Genomic DNA, 19,863 nt, shown 5'->3' with positions numbered 1-19,863 from the left:
AAGGAGCGACAGACCAAACTCCCCTCCTTGGAGGGGTTAGGGGTGGGTTTACACATTCGTAGGGACAGGTCGTGACCTGTCCGCGCAACGACTAAGACTATGAAACCTATACTTTGGCTAAAGTAATAGCAGAGAGTGTCCCCTTGAGGGGACAATTTGAAATAATATTTAAAAGAAAGGAGCAGGAATATGTTTAGTTTACTGCGTACCATGTGGCTCACGTTTTTACATGCTTTCCACAAGCGTGACACTGTACTTTACCCCGAGCAGAAAAACTACCTGCCACCTCGCTGGCGCGGCCGCATTGTGCTTACCCGCGACCCCGATGGCGGCGAACGCTGCGTGGCCTGTAACCTATGCGCTGCTGCCTGCCCCGTGGACTGCATCGCGCTTCAAGCAACTGAAGATCCCACCGGACGACGATACCCAGAGTTTTTCCAGATAAACTTTTCGCGCTGTATTTTCTGTAGTTTCTGCGAAGAGGCCTGCCCTACCTATGCTATCCAGCTAATACCAGACTTTGAGATGGGAGAATACAATCGCCAGAACCTGGTGTACGAAAAACCGGACCTGCTCATAAACGGAGAAGGCAAGTACCACGGCTACAACTACTACAAAGTAGCAGGCATGGCAATCGGCGGAAAAGACAAAGGCGAGGCAGAGAACGAAACTCCTCCGGTAGACATCAAAAGCTTATTACCCTAAACGCCATGGAACTGACATTTTACATCGCGGCAGCCGTTGCCATACTTTCCACCATCATGGTTATCACCAGGTATAACATGATTCATGCGCTGCTATACTTAGTGGTGTCTTTTCTGGCAATTTCGGTGGTGTTCTTCACGTTGGGTGCCCCTTTTATGGCTGCTCTCGAAATCATCATTTACGCCGGGGCCATCGTGGTGCTCATCATCTTCGTCATCATGATGTTAAACCTGAACGCGGAATCTGTGAAGACAGAAGCTGAGTGGCTAAAACCCAAAATATGGATTGGTCCGTCCATACTTTCGCTTGTGCTGCTGGCCGAACTCGTTTACATTTTCTTAGGAGTGGATGTACCGGAAACAGCTCTGGTGCCCGTAGATGCCCGGCTAGTAGGCATTGCACTTTTTGGCCCTTATATGTTAGGTGTGCAGTTGTGTGGCATGCTGCTGATGGCCGGCATTGTAGGAGCTTACCACCTGGGTAGGCAGAAGAAAAAAGTTATTCACCGCTTTTTGGAGAAGGAGGCCGCGCAATGAACGGAGTATCTATGGAAGCTGGGCTGCTTTTGGCGGCTATACTTTTTGTGTTGGGCTTGATTAGCGTGCTTATACGGCGCAACGTTATTTTCATGCTTATTTCGGTGGAGATCATGCTCAATGCAGCCGGCCTGGCTTTTATTGTAGCAGGCATGCGCTGGGCTCAGCCTGATGGGCAAATCATGTTCATTTTTATACTTACCATGGCTGCCGCAGAGGTATCGGTAGGCCTGGCTCTTATACTACAGTTGTATCACCAGTTAAAAACCTTGGACAGCGATGCCGCAAGCAGAATGAAAGGATAACGCTATGGAAAACCTGATCTGGCTCATACCGGCCCTGCCCCTCTTTGGAGCAACCTTGCTTATACTTTTCGGGCTTAAGATGCCACGTTTACTTGTACCTGTTATCGGTGCTGGTAGTGTAGGCATCTCTGCGTTACTCACCATACGTTTAGGAATACAGTTTTTAAGCGACGGCGCTGCCATGTACGAGCAGCAGGTATGGCAATGGTTTAGTGTGGCAGGCCTAAACCCGGGTGTATCCTTTCATGTGGATGCGCTGACGATGGTGTTTATTTTCGTCATCACGTTTGTCGGTTTTCTCATCCATTTATACGCTGCTGAGTTCATGCATGAAGATGAAGACTACTCCCGTTTCTTTGCCAGCATGAACCTGTTTGTGTGCGCTATGCTGGTGCTGGTGATGGCTGATAACCTGGTGCTTTTATACTTAGGCTGGGAAGGTGTGGGTTTATGTAGTTTCCTGCTGATAGGATTCTGGTACCGTGAGCCTGCCAATGGGTATGCTGCCCGAAAAGCCTTTATCATCACACGTGTGGGTGATACAGCCATGGCTTTTGCCCTGTTCCTGCTCTTCCAGCACTTCGGCACCTTAAATATTCAGGAGATACTTACACAGGCACCGCAAACCTGGTCAGTTGGTTCGCAAACTGCTGTGCTGGTGGCGCTGCTGCTAGTAGGTGGCGCGGTAGGTAAATCGGCACAGCTGCCCTTACAAACCTGGCTACCCGATGCTATGGCTGGTCCCTCACCTGTTAGTGCGCTCATACATGCGGCAACTATGGTAACTGCCGGTGTATACTTAATATCCAGAATGTATGTGCTGTTCGAACTAGCCCCTACTGCGCAAATGGTAGTAGCTTTTATCGGTGCGGCAACGCTGCTTATTGCCGGATTTACTGCCCTAACCCAAAACGACCTCAAACGGGTACTCGCTTACTCCACCATCAGCCAAATTGGGTACATGTTTCTTGCATTAGGTGTGGGTGCCTGGTCGGCGGCGGTATTTCATTTTATGATTCACGCCTTCTTTAAAGCATTGTTATTTCTTGGTGCCGGAGCAGTTATTATGGCGCTGCACCACGAGCACGATATGTTTAAAATGGGAGGTCTGCGCCACAAAATGCCTGTCGTATTCTGGACGTTTTTAATAGGATCGGCTTCTCTTGCTGCTGTACCTTTAATTAGTGCCGGCTTCTACAGCAAAGACCAGATTCTGTGGCTTGGCCTGGCTGGTGAACGCGGCAGTGTTATACTTTACATTGCAGCTTTGCTCGGTGCATTTGTCACTTCCATTTATACTTTCCGGATGGTGTTCATCACCTTTTACGGCGAAGAAAAAACCCACAGCAGCCACATGCCCGGCTTCTGGATGAAGCTGCCGTTGGTGGTGCTGGCTATACTTTCTTTAATCGGCGGATTTATAGAACTGCCACACAATTTTGCTCACTTTACACTTTTTACCAATTACCTGGAGCCGGTGCTGCCAGTAATCGTAATAGATGAAGGTTTATCTACCATCGAGTGGATCTTCCAGATTGTGGCTGCGCTGGTGGCACTTGCTGGTATCTATATTGCGTACCTGTTTTACCTTAAAAAGCCGGAGCTGGTACAGAATATTGAGCGCTCTAGTTTTGCCATGGCCCTGCACCGATTCTGGTATTCAGGCTGGGGCTTCGATGCCTTGTACAACACGCTCTTTGTAAAGCCTTACGTGTACCTTTCCAAGCTAAACAAACACGACTCAATTGACCTCGTCTACACCGGCTTTGCCAACGTTACCCAATGGCTTAACAGCTTATTTACCCGCACTCAAACCGGCATGCTGCGCACCTATATGTTGGGTGTACTGGTAGGTGCCATACTTGTCGTAACTATAAGTCTGCTGCTATGATACTACTCTGGATAATCGTGTTACTGATGGCAGGTGGAATACTTGCCTGGATTGCCGGAAGGGTAAACGACATGCTGCCCCGCTGGATTTCGCTTTTGGTTATACTTGCTGCTTTGGCTATTAGTGTATGGCTATGGATGGCAGACCCTGTAACAGCGCTTACTCCAAAGGGGCCCTGGATTGTCCATTTAAGAATTCCCTGGATTCCGCAATGGGGTGTTGGCTTTGACCTGGCGCTGGATGGGTTGAGTTTGCTGATGCTCCTGCTCACGTTCCTGTTAGGTGCGCTGGCTGTGCTGGTTTCCTGGAACGAGATTTACACCAAAGTAGGCTTCTTCCACTTTAATCTGCTCTGGGTTTTGGCTGGTATCACAGGCGTCTTCCTGACCATGGACTTGTTCTTGTTCTACTTTTTCTGGGAGGTAATGCTCATTCCAATGTACTTCCTGATCGGTATTTGGGGCCATGAGAACAGGATTTACGCAGCATACAAATTCTTCATATTTACTCAAGCTAGCGGCCTGCTGATGCTGCTCTCCATCCTAAGCTTATACTTTATACACGGTTCACAAACGGGTGTTTATACTTTTAACTACTTCGAGTTGCTCGGCACCAGCTTCTCGCCTGCCGTGGGTATGTGGCTAATGTTTGGGTTCCTGGCGGCTTTTCTGGTAAAGCTGCCGGTAGTGCCTTTTCACTCCTGGCTACCCGATGCGCACTCACAAGCACCAACAGCGGGCAGTGTTATACTTGCCGGTCTGCTCCTGAAAACTGGTGCCTACGGTTTGCTCCGTTTTGTACTGCCTTTCTTCCCGGATGCGGCACAAGAATTTGCACCCTGGGCCATGCTACTGGGTGTAATCGGTATACTCTACGGTGCCGTGCTTGCCTACTCTCAAACCGACCTGAAACGGCTGGTTGCCTATACTTCGGTAAGCCACATGGGCTTTGTTATATTGGGGGTATTTGCCTTTAATGAGCTGGCGCTGCAGGGCGTGGTGATGCAGATGATTACGCATGGTTTAAGTACAGGCGCACTCTTTATACTTGCGGGCTTTTTGTACGACCGCATCCATACCCGCAACATCGAGAAAATGGGTGGCTTCTGGGCTACCGCTCCAAAAATGGGTGTCATTGCGCTGGTGTTTGTGATGGCTTCGCTGGGGCTTCCGGGGCTGGGCAATTTTATAGCAGAGTTTTTAACCTTGATTGGCAGCTGGCAGGCAAACAACTGGCTCACGGTATTTGCCACTATCGGTATTGTGCTGGCCACGGCTTACTCGCTGCGCATTCTAAAAAAAGTATACTACGGCCGTAACCTCACAGACCACCTTATTCACGATTTGTCAGCCCGGGAAATGCTGATCATGGTGCCGATGGTGGTACTGCTTCTATGGCTGGGCCTTTTCCCGCAAACAGTTATCGAAACGGTAGCGCCCTCTATAAATGAGCAGTTGCAGGCCTACAGAAACGTGCCCGAAAAAAGAACATTGTCTTTAGAGCAGCCTAAAAGTATAACCCAACCACTAGATTCGCTCTCTCAACCTAAACCCGAAGGAGGTGCTTATGGTCTTAAATGATTTTCTACACCTGATGCCACTGCTGATTCTGGTAGTAGCGTCCCTGATCATCATGCTGGTAATCTCTGTGAAGCGTCACCACAAAATCGTTTACATTATCACGCTCCTCTCGCTTATCGCAGCATTTGCATCGTTATTTGAGATCGGGGAAACAGAGCCTTACCACATCAGCCCACTTTTTGTGATAGATGGCTTCGGACTGTTTTACATGGGCATGATCTTGCTTTCTTCTTTGTTCGTGGCCATGCTCTCCTATGCCTATTTTGAGCAGCGCGAAGAACGAAAAGAAGAGTATTACATTCTGCACATCCTGGCAACACTTGGGGCCTGCGTGCTGGTTATCAGCAAACATTTTGCAGGCCTATTTCTGGGGCTGGAAGTGCTTAGTGTCTCGCTATATGCGTTAGTGGCTTACCTGCGTTCCCGGGAAAAATCAGACGAGGCCGGTATTAAGTATCTTATACTGGCAGCCATGTCGTCGGCATTTTTACTGTTTGGAATGGCCTTGGTTTATGCCATGTCGGGTTCTATGGGATTTTACGAAATCGGTTTATACTTATCTGTTTCTCAGGAGGTACCGCTTATACTTTTAATCGGCTTCGGGATGATGATCGTAGGTGTTGGTTTCAAACTGGGTGTAGTGCCTTTCCATATGTGGACGCCGGATGTGTATGAGGGTGCCCCTGCCCCGGTTACGGCTTTTATCGCCACAGTATCTAAGGGCGGTGTCGTGGCCTTGCTTATTCGCTTTTTCATACAGACAGGTGGGTTTGAATACCCAACCTTAGTGCTGATTTTCACGATCATAGCCATTGCCTCTATGCTGGCAGGTAATATTCTGGCCCTGATGCAAACTAATGTTAAACGCATTCTCGCCTACTCTTCCATTGCACACTTAGGTTATATACTGGTGGCTTTCCTGGCAGGCAATGCCTTGGGTGTAGAAGCAGTTACGTTTTACTTGGTAGCCTACTTTATAACCAGCTTAGGAGCATTTGGCATCATTACTTTGCTTTCGGATGAGGAGCGGGACGCAGAACAACTGGAGGATTACCGCGGCTTGCTTTGGCGACGGCCCTGGTCAGCTGCCGCTTTTACTGGCATGCTGCTATCTTTGGCAGGTATACCATTAACAGCAGGTTTTGTAGGCAAATTCTATATTCTGGCAGCCGGAGTGCGCACCGACCTGTGGCTACTGGTTATTATGCTGGCCTTAAACAGTGTGATCGGTTTATACTATTACATTAAAATCATCGCGGTAATGTTTTCCCAAGCTAATGTAAGCCGGGAGCGGCAGGCACTACACCCTTCTGCATATTTGGTAAGCGGCATTACCATTGCCCTGCTGGCCATACTTTTAGTGTACGTGGGCGTTTACCCGACAGGCTTGATGCAAATGATTGAGAACCTAATGCTTTCAATAAATGCTCCTGCGCTATAAGTGCAAATTATAGTGCTAATCTTAAGAGTTTAGAACACATAAATTGCCACTGAACTACAGGTAATTTTGTATCTTTACAGGCAATTTACAGCTATACTTTCCTTGCTCCAGCCTATCCGTAAAATCATTCACATTGATATGGACGCATTTTTTGCGTCGGTGGAGCAGCGTGATAACCCTGAGTTGCGCGGGAAACCTGTGGCTGTGGGTGGCTCCAGGGCAAGAGGTGTTGTGGCCGCTGCCAGTTACGAAGCACGAAAGTATGGAGTGCACTCTGCCCTCGCCTCAAAAATAGCGGCCCAGCGTTGTCCGCACCTGATCTTTGTTAAAGCTAGATTTGATGTTTACAGCGCTGTATCCCGACAGATACGTGAAATTTTCCATCAATATACTGACTTAGTAGAACCGCTTTCGCTGGATGAGGCATATTTAGACGTAACTGAAAACAAAATCGGAATGCCCTCCGCTACCATTATTGCACAGGAAATCAGGAAAAAAATTTTCGAAGAAACCGGCCTTACCGCATCTGCAGGTGTATCCTATAACAAGTTTCTGGCAAAAATTGCCTCTGACATGAATAAACCCAACGGCTTTACGCTTATCACTCCCGATAAAGCAGAGGGGTTAGTTGCCATTTTGGCGATAGAGAAGTTTCATGGGATTGGAAAAGTAACAGCAGCCAAGATGCAAAGTATGGGTATACTTACCGGAGGCGATTTACGTGAGCGTAGTGAGGAAGAGCTGGTGCGAAATTTCGGGAAAGTAGGCCGCTACTACTACCGCATTGCCCGCGCTCAAGACGAGCGCGATGTACAGCCACACCGCACCCGCAAATCTATTGGCTCAGAGCGTACTTTTGATGTTGATTTGATTGAAGAACACGATATGCTCTTACAAATAGACAAACTGTGTCAGGAAGTAGCCCAGGACATGGAAAGACTAAAGGCTACGGCTAAAACAGTTACTCTAAAGATAAAGTATTTCGACTTTACGCTAAATACCCGCAGCAAAACCTTTCTGAGCGAGTTCAGCAGCACCGACGCCATTTATACTATTGCCCGCGACCTGCTTCGCACTCCCCTACTGCCCCAGTACCCAGTCCGGCTACTAGGTGTATCAGTAAGCAGCCTGCTCTACCAACACGACCGCCTGCAGGAAGGATATCAGCTTACACTGGAATTGTAGTTTCATAAAGACCTGGCAGTGTCTTTGGATCACTAAAATCGAAATTCCAGTAAGCTCTGAAGGTCATCCTACCCATCCAATAATCCTGCAAATCCTGATCAAATCAGAATACCTATTTAAACCATCTCCCCCATTTCCAGTCTTAACAAAAGCAACAGCAGAAACTGGTGTTGTGACTATAATTACCTATATTACCTTAAACTAATACTAACTAATCCTAATCCATTAACCAATCACCCGATTATGAGTAAAAAATTACGCTTTGCTCCTATTGTGGCTTTAATGTTGGCAGGTGCTGTTGTTGCACCATCGTCGGCGTTTGCGCAAAAGAGCAAAAAGAAGAAGAAAGCGAAGCAGGAAACAACTGCAGCCGCTGCTCCTGCACAAAAGAAAGACGACGGTAAACCAAAACCTTACAACGAGGTAATTACTGCCAAAGCCCTTACCGATGATGGTATGTTTAAGGTACACAAAATTGACGATAAGTACCTGTACGAGATACCAGATACGCTCCTGAACCGCGACATGCTGATGGTGAGTCGTATCGCCAAAACAGCCACTAATATTGGCTATGGCGGTGAAGAGCTGAACAGGCAAATGCTGCGCTGGGAACGCAAAGGCAACAATGTACTTCTACGTGTTATATCTTACCAAAACGTAGCTGCTGACACGCTGGAGATCTACAACTCTGTACAAAACTCTAACCTGGCTCCTGTAATTTACGCTTTCGATGTTAAAGCATTCGGGCAAGGTACACAGGTAATTGATGTGACGGATTTCTTCTCGAAAGACGTTACTGCACTTGGCCTGGACAAGAGAAGACGTGAGCAGTATAAAGTGCGCAAACTTGATGATAAGCGCTCTTTCATTGAGAGTGTGAAAAGCTTCCCGATAAACGTAGAGGCTCGCTCGCTGATGACATACGAGGCAACCGATGCGCCAGCAAATTCAAGCACAGGTACTATTACTCTGGAGTTGAACCACTCTATGTTGTTGTTGCCTAAAGTTCCAATGGCTGCCCGTACTTTCGATCAGCGTGTTGGTTTCTTTACTGTGAGCCAAACCGACTACGGCACAGACGAGCAGCGTGCTGCCAAGCGCCGTTACATTGTGCGCTGGAGATTGGAGCCTAAAGACGAAGCGGCTTATGCACGTGGTGAACTGGTAGAGCCTAAGAAACCAATTATATACTACATAGACCCGGCTACGCCAATGAAATGGCGCCCATACTTAAAGCAAGGAGTTGAGGACTGGAATAAAGCTTTTGAAGCAGCCGGATTTAAGAACGCAATTATAGCCAAAGACCCGCCTTCTTTTGAAGAAGATCCAGAGTTCAGCACAGAAGATGCGCGTTACTCTGTTATCCGCTACTTCTCCTCTGAAACACAAAATGCCTACGGCCCTAATGTAAACGACCCACGCTCAGGAGAAATCCTGGAAAGCCACATTGGCTGGTATCACAACGTGATGAACCTGCTACGTAACTGGTATTTTATCCAGACGGCTGCCATTAACCCGGATGCCCGCAGCATTAAGTTCAAAGATGAAGTAATGGGTGAACTGATTCGTTTTGTATCAGCACACGAAGTTGGCCATACATTAGGATTACCACATAACATGGGTTCTAGTGCAGCATATCCTGTAGAAAAACTCCGCGATGCAAAGTTCACGAAAGAAATGGGTACTGCCCCATCCATCATGGACTATGCCCGCTTTAACTACGTAGCACAGCCAGAAGATAAAGGCGTTGCCCTGATGCCTGGCATTGGTATTTATGACAAGCATGCCGTGAAGTGGGGTTATTCTTACTTCCCTGAAACTAAAGGCGGTGACAACATCACAAAGCTAAGCAGCTGGATTCGTCAGCATGAGAACGACCCCATGTACCGCTTTGGCCGTCAGCAGGGCAACCCAGTCGATCCATCTTCTCAGACAGAAGACTTAGGTGATGACGCAATGTTGGCCAGCGACTACGGCATTAAAAACCTAAAGCGCGTAATGCCTAACCTGATCGAATGGACTAAAGAGGATAATAAAAACTACGACGACCTTCAGGAGATGTACAGTCAGGTGCTTGGCCAGTGGAACCGCTACATGGGCCACGTAACAGCTAACATTGGTGGTGTTTACGAAAACTACAAAACCTACGACCAGAAAGGTGATGTATACTCATTTGTGCCGAAAGATAAGCAAAAACGTGCGCTAAAATTCCTGAACGAGCAAAGCTTTGCTACTCCTACCTGGATGTTGGACGACAACATTCTGCGTAAAATTGAGTCAGCGGGCACTGTAGAGCGAATCCGCGCAGCTCAGACTAATGTCCTGAACAATGTATTAGATGCAGGCCGTATGGGCCGACTAATTGAGGCTCAGGCGACACTGGGTAACAACACTTATACTTTAACTGAAATGATGTCTGATCTTCGTGGCGGCATTTGGTCTGAGTTAAGCGCAGGCAAATCCATAGACACGTACCGCAGAAACCTGCAGCGTGGTTACCTGGAGCGCATGGCTTACCTCATGACGGATCAGGAGCAATCTTCAGCAGCTGGCCGAGCCAGAGGAGGTTCTTCTGTAGATGTATCTCAGTCTGATATCCGCCCGGTAGTTCGCGGTGAATTGATCGCATTGCAAAGCCAGATAAAACGTTCAATCCCACAGGCAAAAGATACCATGACAAAGTATCACCTGCAGGATGCTCTGGTTAGAATTGATAATATTCTGAACCCGAAAAGCTAAGTTTATACTTACTGGTTAGTTAATCAAACCGCCTCAGCCATTTTGGTTGAGGCGGTTTTTTTATACTTATTGGCTCAAATCATAAGCGAAGTGTCACTTGTTACTTTAAAGATGGGAAATAAAAAGTTAAAGGATAAATGACAAAGGCCTCGCGGTGTCTTTATGCCCCGCGAGCTTCTAACACTATGAAGCCACGGCCCTTCCTACCCCAAACGCTCGCAGAACCGCCGGACGCTGCCAGGTCTTTAGCATCAGAAGAATCAAAGTGAGGCAAAGTAATCAAGCAACGAACAATCAAATCGAATTACACTTGAATTTTAAGAAAGATATCTTAAGGCTTAGGTACAACCTTCGTGTTTTATCAGGAAAATCAAATTATTCGAGTACCTTTGTAGCCCATAAAGTTTAACCTAACTTATGGCTACTAAATATATCTTCGTTACTGGTGGTGTAACGTCCTCTCTCGGAAAAGGTATCATTTCCGCTTCTCTTGCTAAGTTGCTGCAGGCAAGAGGTTTCTCTGTAACCATCCAAAAATTTGACCCTTACATTAACATCGATCCAGGCACGCTGAACCCGTACGAGCACGGCGAATGCTATGTAACCGAAGACGGTGCTGAGACTGACCTGGACTTGGGGCATTACGAACGTTTCTTAAACGTACCTACCTCCCAGGCTAACAACGTAACTACTGGCCGCATCTACTACAATGTGATTATGCAGGAGCGTGAAGGTGCTTATTTGGGTAAAACGGTGCAGGTAATTCCGCACATTACAGACGAAATAAAACGCCGCATGCTGCTTTTGGGCGAATCTGGCGAGTATGATATTGTAATAACTGAGATTGGTGGCTGTGTGGGTGATATTGAGTCGTTGCCTTTCATTGAGGCGGTACGTCAGTTGCGCTGGGAGTTAGGCGTTAACGAAACCTGCGTAATTCACCTGACGCTGGTGCCATACTTAAAAGCTGCCGGAGAGCTTAAAACAAAACCAACCCAGCACTCTGTAAGAGATTTATCTGAGGCGGGTGTGCAGCCAGATATCCTGGTGTGCCGCTCTGAGCATCATATACCATTGGAGCTGCGCAAAAAAATTGCGCTTTTCTGTAACGTAAAGCAGAACTCTGTTATAGAGTCGCTGGATGCGGATACCATTTACGATGTGCCGCTGCTCATGCGCAAAGAGAAGCTGGATGAGCGTGTGATCAGCAAGCTGAAGCTTCCGCACAAGGCTGACCCTAACCTGGATAGCTGGAAAGAGTTTTTAGGGAAACTGAAAAACCCGCTTTCAGAAGTTAACATCGCCCTGGTTGGTAAGTATGTGGAGCTGCCGGATGCCTATAAGTCTATAGTAGAATCTTTTGTACATGCTGGTGCTGCCAACGAGTGCAAGGTAAATATCAAGTGGTTCCAATCAGAGAATATCTCTGATGAAAATGTAGCCGGTTTACTGAAAGACATGGACGGTGTTCTTGTTGCACCGGGTTTTGGTGAGCGTGGCTTTAAAGGCAAACTGGAAGCTATCCGCTTTGTAAGAGAAAATAATATACCGTTTATGGGCATCTGCCTGGGCATGCAGTGCGCTGCCGTAGAGTTTGCCCGCAATGTGCTTGGTTTAGAGGGGGCTGCGTCCACGGAGATGGATCCGGAAACAGCTCATCCTGTTATCGATATGATGGAGGATCAAAAACAAATCAAGCAAATGGGTGGAACTATGCGATTAGGTGCCTATACTTGTGAACTAAAAAAGGGTTCAAAGGCTTATTCTATTTACGGGAAGTCTAAGATTTCAGAGCGCCACAGGCATCGTTATGAGTTCAATAACAAGTACTTACAGGCTTTTGAAGAAGCCGGAATGATGGCAACAGGCATTAACCCGGACACTGGTTTGGTTGAAATTATTGAGTTAAGCAACCACCCGTGGTTCGTGGCAGCGCAGTATCACCCAGAATTAAAGAGCACAGTGCTAAACCCTCACCCGCTTTTTGTTAAATTTGTGAAAGCGGCAAATAATTACGCTAAAACTAAATAAGCATAATACACAAAACACAATTTAGAATTACAGTAAATGGATAGAAATCAAGCGATTGGCTTTGGATTGATGGCCATACTGCTACTGGCTTACTCCTTCTTCTTTTCAGGAACGGAAGAGCAGGCAAAGCAGGGGGTGCAGGAAAAAGCCAAGGTAGAGCAAGTGCAAAGTATAGCAGTTGCTGAAGATGACTCATTGGCTCAGGCTCGCAGAGCAACGGCTCTGGGTGCTTTTGGCGCCGCCGCAACCGGTGAGGCAAGCACAATTAGCCTGGAAAACCAAAACATAGCAGTAACATTTACTACTAAAGGTGGCCAGGTAGAAGAAGTATTGCTAAAAAACTACAAGACGTATAATGGCCAGCCGCTATACTTGTTTGATAAAGAAAGCAGCGAAACGGATGTTGCCTTTACAACAAAGGATGGTAGAAATGTAAAGCTGTCTGATCTATACTTCACCCCTTCAGAGGTACGCAACGTTAAAATTGGCGAAATAACTGGTAAAACTATTGCTTTTAGAGCTGAGATTGGCAATGGCCAGTACATTGAGCAGGTATACACCCTGCACGATGAAAGCTTTACTATGGGTTATGAGCTTGATTTTAAAGGACTGGAAGGTGAACTTGGTGGCAACGCTGTAACTTTTACGTGGAACGACAGAGTAAAACAGCTGGAGCGTGATCTAACTCAGAACCGTGCTAAAACTACCATCAATTACGCTACAGTAGCAGACGGTTATGATTACCTTTCTATCTCAGAGGATAAAGAAACGCTAACACTGGATGAGCCACTGAAGTGGATCTCTAACAAGCAGAACTTCTTTACTGCCGGCATCATTGCAAACAATCAGTTTACAGGCGCCAAACTTACATCTACCGTAGATGCTGCCGATACAACTGTTGTAAAAGCCCTATCATCTGAAGTGTTGATTCCTGCGCAGGATGTTGTATCCGGGGCTGCCGATTTCACTTACTACTTCGGCCCGAACGATTACAAGATACTCAAGCACATTGGCAACGACTTTGATAAGAACCTTGACCTGGGCTGGGGTATCTTCTCCTATGTGAACAAGTGGCTGATTATTCCGGCATTTGACTTCCTGGAGAATTTCATCGGCAACTATGGTATCATCATCATGCTGCTGGTACTATACATCAAAACCATTCTGTTGCCGCTTACTTACAAGTCGTATACTTCGATGGCGAAAATGAAGGTATTAAAGCCTGAGATTGATGCCATTAAAGAGCGCAACGGCGACGACATGCAGAAAACGCAGATGGATACCATGAAGCTGTACCAGGAAATGGGCGTAAACCCACTGAGCGGCTGTATCCCGATGCTGTTGCAGATCCCGATCTTGTTTGCGATGTTCAACTTCTTCCCGAACTCGATTGAGCTGCGCCAGGAGGCATTCCTTTGGGCTAATGACCTGTCAACTTATGACGTATTTGCCAAGTTGCCATTTACGATACCATTCTATGGCAGCCACGTAAGTATGTTTACGCTGTTGATGACGGCTTCTACCATACTTTATACGTGGTCTAACAACCAAGTTAATACACAGATGCAGGGCCCAATGAAGTTCTACAGCTACTTGATGCCTGTAATCTTCATGTTCGTTCTAAACTCCTTCCCTGCCGGTTTATCGTTCTATTACTTTGTTTCAAACATGGTAACATTCGGTCAGCAGGCTATCATCCGTAAGTTTGTAGACGAGGATAAAGTAAGAGCCAAACTGGAAGCCAACAAAGACAGAATAAAAGAGAAGAAGAAGTCTGGTGGACCATCTTTTACAGAGCGTATGCAGGAGGCAATGCGCCAGGCAGCTGAAAAAGAGCAGCAGAAGCGTGGTAACAAGGCCAAGAAATAGCCGACACCTTAAAGTATAAAAAAAGCCTTTCCTGTTCAGGAAAGGCTTTTTTTATGGCTATACTTGCCGTAAAGCCGTATGATGAAGTATATGAATAAAACGATGAAAATAGGATCAACCTGCTTGTTAATACTTTCATTAACCCTTGCTTCCTGTCAGCAGGAAAATGAAGGCGCCAAGGAAGGCAACTTAGCTGAAACTCACCCCAAGCTTGAAGAACAGCTGGAAAACAGAACTGTATCAGAGCCCATAACAGAAGGCCGTAACCCAGACTTGTACCAACGCTACCGTATTACAATGGACGAGTATCAGAACAGCCGCGCATATGATGTAGGAAATATGTACCGTGGCCGCCTGGCGCCGCTTGATGAGAAAAGTCATACTGATGCTGCTACCTACCGTACTGCCCTTAGAGAGGGTATGAAACAAGGTGTAAACTTTGCCGGAAAGTATACAGTAGTAACTATAGGTTGCGGCACAAGCTGCCAAAGACACTATGTTATTAACAGAGAAAACGGAAAGATTTTAGATGAAATGCAAAGCAGCGTTGGAGCAAAGTATAATGCCAATAGCCATTTGTTTATCGTTAATCCCCCCGACTCCACCATTAACTACCAAGAGTGTAGCAACTGTACACCGGAGGCTTATACTTTTGAAAACGGCAAGTTCAGGAAAGTATCCCAAGACTAATTGCAAGGACAACATGCCGCAGGCGCTATTTAACATAAATTTACAACTGAGCAGTTTTGTACAACTGCTACTGGTAAGCTTAGTACTTAGCAGCTGCGCAGGTAAGGGTAATGCCCAAACAGAGAACAAGAGCCAAGTTGCTTTGCCATTGCTACAGTTTCAGAAAGCGCCCTGTTATGGCCCCTGCCCTGCCTACGAAGCCAATATTAGAGATGATGGAAGTATAAGCCTGATCAGTTGGGGAAACATTGCCGTGCCAGAAGATGACACTGTGCAGCTGCTTATGAGCGAACCGGAACTACAGCAACTGAAAAAAGCCATGGCAGATCTTCAGTATACTTCACTTAAAGACGCTTATTTAAGTAATTGGACAGACCGGCCTAGCTCCTACTTAACTTTTTACCAAGACGGCAAGGAAGTAAAACGAGTAAAGCATCAGGAGGGCGGCCCTGAAAACCTGGTGGCCTTACTAAATAGCCTGCACCAGCAGCTGATGGAATTAATAGCAAATCAATCTGAAAACAAGTAATATAGCAGCCTTAGTTAACTTAACCATCACCGACGATGATTATCTACACTTCCGCTGAAACAACCACTGACCTGGAGCAGATATTGCAGCTGCAAGCTGCTAACTGCGAAGATCAAATTTCAGCTACTGAAGCCACTGAACAAGGTTTTGTTACAGCCCGGCACAATTTACCACTCCTGCAGGAGATGAACCAGAAGTACCGGCACGTAGTGGCAAAAAAAGATAATCAGGTTATCGGGTATGCGCTGGTAATGCTCAAGGAGTTCTCAGAAAAGCTTCCTGTTCTCACACCTTTAATTAAAGTAGTAGATGAACTCATTTATGAGCAAGTGCCGTTAATTTCCTCTACTTATTTTATTATGGGCCAAGTTTGTGTAGCAAAAGAATTTAGAGGCCAACACGTATTGGCAGGCCTGTACATGCAGTTAAGGCAACAGATGCAACCGCACTTCGATTATGTAGTTACTGGTGTAGCACAACGTAACACCCGTTCTGTACATGCACACTACAAAGCCGGATTTAAGTCTATTCTGAAGTTTAACGCTGCCAGCGGCGAAAAATGGGATATTATACTTTGGGATTGGCAATAAACAGCAGCTTATCTAAGAAATACCTTAAAAAGAAGCTTTTCATACTTTCTATAACTAAATCTTTCGTCTTACTTCTTTAAATTCTTAAAAGAATTGCTCTCTTCCTGCTATTACCCTTTGTCCCATTAACTCAAAAGATTGTTGGACTCACAGTATGTAAGCTATCACCCACCAATAAAAAAATACTTAATTTGCATAATAGTGTGTTTTTATTAAACTATACCATTAAACTTGATTTGAGATGCCGTAAAACTAAATAGATAAAAAAAAAGCAATCTTGCCTAAGGTATATTTAAATATGTGAATTATAAATGAAAATAAATATCAGTAAAGATAAAGTACAACATCCTAACAAAAGGCAGATGCAATGCATGAATTCTGAAGACAGCCAAAGCAAGCCAGAAAAGACTATACCAGTTATAGAAGAAAGGCTAAATGTTAGCGTACAGGATGTTGAAAAGGCCAAAGTACGAGTGTCTAAGCAGGTGCACGAAGAAGAGGTAACAGTTGATGTGCCTTTCGTACATGAGGAAATTGATGTACAGAGGATTGCTAAAAATATATCAATTGAAGCAATACCTGATGTGCGCTATGAAGGAGAAACTATGATAGTACCTGTCATTAAAGAAGAAATAGTTGTGCAGAAGAAGCTGGTTCTGGTTGAAGAAATTCATATCACTAAAAGAAAAGTGGAAGAGCACAACCCACAACAGGTTAGGCTTAAAAAAGAGGAAATTAAGATAGATAGAACCAATAACGCAGACCAATCATCAATTTAGGATACTCAAGCATGAAAATCATGCTTTTGATTTTTTGAAATTAAACACAAAGAACACTATGAAACAGACAGTAATAGGAATTTTCGATTTTGGCGTAGATGCGCAAATGGCAGCTCAAGAGCTTGAAAAAAGCGGTATTCCTAGTAATAATATAGATATTGCAGTTAGAGGTGCCAAAGATAAAGGCAGTGCCCCTACCCAAAACAGACCTAATCCATCTCAACCAAACATAGGCGGACCAACAAACAGAGTTACAACCGACGACAGAAGAGACAACGATTTTTTCAACTCCCTGTTTGATAACCGCGACGAATCAAGCAAGTATTACGAGGTTGCCCAAAAAGGCTCTATCGTAACTGTTCACGCAGACTCTAAGGAGCAGGCAAAAAAAGCAGCTGAGTTATTAGATAAGTGTGGCGCTATAGATGTTAATGAACGTTCTGCTCAGTACAGAAGCATGTCTACTTCAGACAAAGGTAAATGGACTAATTCAGGCCAATCTATACCTGTAGTAGAAGAAAAAATGCAGGTAGGCAAGCGCGATGTAGAAACTGGCGGCGTTAAGTTAAAGAGCAGAATTATTGAGCGCCCTGTAGAAGAAAAACTACGCTTGCGTGAAGAACATGTGCATGTGGAGAGACGACCAGTAAACAGACCTGCCAGCGAGCAAGACCTAAAAGGCTTTAAGGAAGGAGAAATTACCATGACAGAGCATGCGGAAAGGCCAATGGTGAATAAAGAAGCCCGTGTTGTGGAGGAAGTTAGACTAGGAAAAGATGTTGAACAGCACGAAGAGACCATCAGAGGCACTGAACGCAAAACTGATGTCGAAATCGACCGCTTAAATCCGAAAAATAAAGGAAACGACCCGAACAGAAGAGACCAGGGAAATAACCCAAATGAAAGAGATCCGAACAGAAAGTTATAGTCTCCGATAAAGTAAACTAAAACAGGGGTTGCCTAGATCAGGCAGCCCCTGTTTTGTTTTATATGAAACAGCTGTAACATGACTGCATGCACAATAGGCTTATAATGCTGAATTAAGTAAATTTAGGAAATCAATTTTAAGCCTACCACTTATGAAAAAACATTTCTCAAAGCTATTGGTGCTGCTATGTGTTTTTCTGTTTGTTGTTTCAGGACATGCACAGCTTGCAAATAACATTGTACCAAAGCCCCAACTAATAATTCCGCTTGATAAAAACCCGGTAGAAGTTAACTCGAAAAGTATTATATATTTTGACAGCCCCTACTCTACACAAGCCAGCCTACTTAAGGTGATGCTCAGAGGACAAATTGGGCTGGAGCTACGTACCTTGCCCTTACCGAAAGGCCAGCAAGTGAGAGATGCCATTGTACTGCAACATGATCCAGTATCAGCAAATCGCAAAGAAATGTACGTACTGGAGTCTGGCAATGATGTGATCACAATAAAAGCACAGGATGTAAACGGTATAGTATACGGCATTCAATCGCTGCTACAGCTGGTGCCACTAGAGTCTAAAACAAGTGTACGGGTAGAGCCTGTTAAGATCACAGACTATCCTCAGTTTGCTTACCGTGGTATGCACTTGGATGTAGTACGCCATACTTTCCCGCTTGACTATATTAAAAAGTACATCGATTATCTGGCTTTCCATAAATTCAACAACTTTCACTGGCACTTAACCGATGATCAGGGCTGGCGCATCGAGATCAAAAGCTATCCGAAGTTAAACTCCATTGGCTCGTACCGTGACTCTACACTAATTGGCCATTTTTTTGATAAGCCTATAAAGTATAATCCTAAGCGATACGGTGGTTTTTTTACCCAAGAGGAGGTAAAGGAAGTAATAAAGTATGCCCAAGTGCGAGGTATTAACATTATACCAGAAATTGATATACCAGGCCACAGCCGAGCCACCATTGCCGCTTATCCTGAGTTCAGCACCCATCCCGACACCACTTGGAACGTAGCCTATACCTGGGGCATGTATAACCGCCAGAACAATGTGCTTGCCCCACGCCCTGAAACATTTAAGTTTTTGAAAACGGTTTTTGAGGAGGTAGCAGACCTTTTCCCGTCACCTTACATTCACATTGGCGGCGACGAAACCAGCAAAATGTGGTGGAAAGCTAGCCCACAGGCACAGGAGTTTATTAAGCAGCACAACCTGAAAGACGAGAAAGGACTGCAGACATACTTTGTGGAACAGGTGGCAAACTACCTTGCCAAAAAGAACAAAAAGATAATAGGCTGGCACGAAATTCTGGAAGGTAAACTAGACACGACCACTATCGTGATGAACTGGGCCGATGATAAAAAAGGTGCAGAAGCAGCTATGCTCAAACATCCTGTTATTATGACGCCAAGCTTCCCGCTATACTTTAACCAGTACCAATCCAAAACAAAAGCCGATAGCCTGCAGATACCGGGCTATAGCCCCTTAGATGCCGTTTATACCTATAACCCTATTCCGGCACAGTTGCAGGGCAAACCGGAGTCAAAGTATATCATGGGAGCACAGGGTAACGTCTGGACAGAATATATCCCGACAATACAGCAGCTGGAGTACATGGTTTTCCCAAGAATGACAGCCTTGAGTGAGGCACTATGGTCTGATCCGAAGCAAAAGAACTTCGAAGACTTTAAGCGCCGCTTGGAGAAAAGTGTTATACCAAGGTACAAACACTGGGATACCAACTACTTTAAAGATTACGCCAACTGGACCATGAAGAACAAATAGTAGGTATAGAGACTAAAGTATAAATAGCAGAGGCCGGAAGTATAATTTCCGGCCTCTGCTGCTTTAAGCCATAAGCTAACATCTATCTATACTTTAAGTTTGGTAACTAACGCCTTCAGCTTAAAGAGAGATGTTGAAGGCATCAGTCAGTAATAGAGATTAGTAAAGCTACTATGCCAGCAAAGTGTGGCTTCGCAAACCTAATTTGAATACACATCTATTTTATTATCAACAAATAGCCTATACTTACTTAAATATAAAGTATAA

Annotated in this window: 16 protein-coding genes; all 16 read left to right on the top strand. The window is 45.4% G+C overall.

Features of this window, described 5'->3' with window-relative positions; translation table 11 throughout:
- The first annotated feature begins 189 nt into the window (after positions 1-189).
- The 16 genes from nuoI (at position 190) to WG943_RS17090 (ending at position 19,596) form a co-directional block, all read left to right on the top strand.
- Entirely contained in the window at positions 190-705 is a 516-nt protein-coding gene (gene nuoI / locus WG943_RS17165; RefSeq protein ID WP_445323645.1) for an NADH-quinone oxidoreductase subunit NuoI, read from the top strand.
- Positions 706-710: 5 nt separating this feature from the next.
- Positions 711-1,241: an NADH-quinone oxidoreductase subunit J gene (gene nuoJ, locus WG943_RS17160; RefSeq protein ID WP_340410881.1), complete on the top strand. Its 531-nt coding sequence runs from the start codon at positions 711-713 to the stop codon at positions 1,239-1,241.
- A complete protein-coding gene (gene nuoK, locus WG943_RS17155; RefSeq protein WP_340410879.1) occupies positions 1,238-1,546 on the top strand; it encodes an NADH-quinone oxidoreductase subunit NuoK in 309 nt (102 codons plus the stop codon). The genes nuoJ and nuoK overlap by 4 nt, the downstream gene beginning before the upstream one ends.
- 4 nt (positions 1,547-1,550) lie before the next feature.
- A complete protein-coding gene (nuoL, locus tag WG943_RS17150) occupies positions 1,551-3,437 on the top strand; it encodes an NADH-quinone oxidoreductase subunit L (RefSeq protein ID WP_340410878.1) in 1,887 nt (628 codons plus the stop codon).
- A complete protein-coding gene (gene nuoM / locus WG943_RS17145) occupies positions 3,434-5,017 on the top strand; it encodes an NADH-quinone oxidoreductase subunit M (protein WP_340410876.1) in 1,584 nt (527 codons plus the stop codon). Before nuoL ends, nuoM begins: the two co-directional genes overlap by 4 nt.
- The gene (locus WG943_RS17140; RefSeq protein WP_340410875.1) at positions 5,004-6,458 is read left to right on the top strand and encodes an NADH-quinone oxidoreductase subunit N; all 1,455 of its coding nucleotides are present in this window, start codon (positions 5,004-5,006) and stop codon (positions 6,456-6,458) included. Before nuoM ends, WG943_RS17140 begins: the two co-directional genes overlap by 14 nt.
- Before the next feature lie 63 nt (positions 6,459-6,521).
- Positions 6,522-7,643 (top strand): DNA polymerase IV, encoded by a 1,122-nt coding sequence (dinB, locus tag WG943_RS17135; protein ID WP_445323647.1) that lies wholly within the window; start codon positions 6,522-6,524, stop codon positions 7,641-7,643.
- A 243-nt stretch (positions 7,644-7,886) separates the two neighbouring features.
- Positions 7,887-10,382 (top strand): zinc-dependent metalloprotease, encoded by a 2,496-nt coding sequence (locus tag WG943_RS17130; protein WP_340410874.1) that lies wholly within the window; start codon positions 7,887-7,889, stop codon positions 10,380-10,382.
- A gap of 417 nt (positions 10,383-10,799) precedes the next feature.
- A complete protein-coding gene (locus tag WG943_RS17125) occupies positions 10,800-12,413 on the top strand; it encodes a CTP synthase (protein WP_340410873.1) in 1,614 nt (537 codons plus the stop codon).
- A gap of 36 nt (positions 12,414-12,449) precedes the next feature.
- On the top strand, positions 12,450-14,282 hold the full coding sequence (yidC, locus tag WG943_RS17120) for a membrane protein insertase YidC (protein WP_340410872.1): 1,833 nt from the start codon (positions 12,450-12,452) through the stop codon (positions 14,280-14,282).
- A 102-nt stretch (positions 14,283-14,384) separates the two neighbouring features.
- Positions 14,385-14,972 (top strand): hypothetical protein, encoded by a 588-nt coding sequence (locus WG943_RS17115; protein ID WP_340410870.1) that lies wholly within the window; start codon positions 14,385-14,387, stop codon positions 14,970-14,972.
- The gene (locus WG943_RS17110; protein WP_340410868.1) at positions 14,935-15,501 is read left to right on the top strand and encodes a DUF6438 domain-containing protein; all 567 of its coding nucleotides are present in this window, start codon (positions 14,935-14,937) and stop codon (positions 15,499-15,501) included. Before WG943_RS17115 ends, WG943_RS17110 begins: the two co-directional genes overlap by 38 nt.
- Before the next feature lie 35 nt (positions 15,502-15,536).
- Entirely contained in the window at positions 15,537-16,091 is a 555-nt protein-coding gene (locus WG943_RS17105; RefSeq protein WP_340410866.1) for a GNAT family N-acetyltransferase, read from the top strand.
- Positions 16,092-16,462: 371 nt separating this feature from the next.
- Positions 16,463-16,870, top strand: coding sequence for a YsnF/AvaK domain-containing protein (locus WG943_RS17100; protein WP_340410864.1), 408 nt, complete (start codon positions 16,463-16,465; stop codon positions 16,868-16,870).
- Between the two features lie 58 nt (positions 16,871-16,928).
- Positions 16,929-17,798 carry a YsnF/AvaK domain-containing protein gene (locus WG943_RS17095; RefSeq protein ID WP_340410863.1) on the top strand — a complete coding sequence of 290 codons (870 nt, stop codon included), beginning with the start codon at positions 16,929-16,931 and terminating at the stop codon, positions 17,796-17,798.
- A 151-nt stretch (positions 17,799-17,949) separates the two neighbouring features.
- Entirely contained in the window at positions 17,950-19,596 is a 1,647-nt protein-coding gene (locus WG943_RS17090; RefSeq protein ID WP_340410862.1) for a beta-N-acetylhexosaminidase, read from the top strand.
- Positions 19,597-19,863 lie beyond the last annotated feature (267 nt).

Source organism: Pontibacter sp. H249 (assembly GCF_037892465.1).
In the GTDB taxonomy this organism is placed as follows: Bacteria; Bacteroidota; Bacteroidia; order Cytophagales; family Hymenobacteraceae; genus Pontibacter.
The sequence above is the reverse complement of the archived record's forward strand: the minus strand, read 5'-3'. Positions and strand labels throughout refer to the sequence as shown.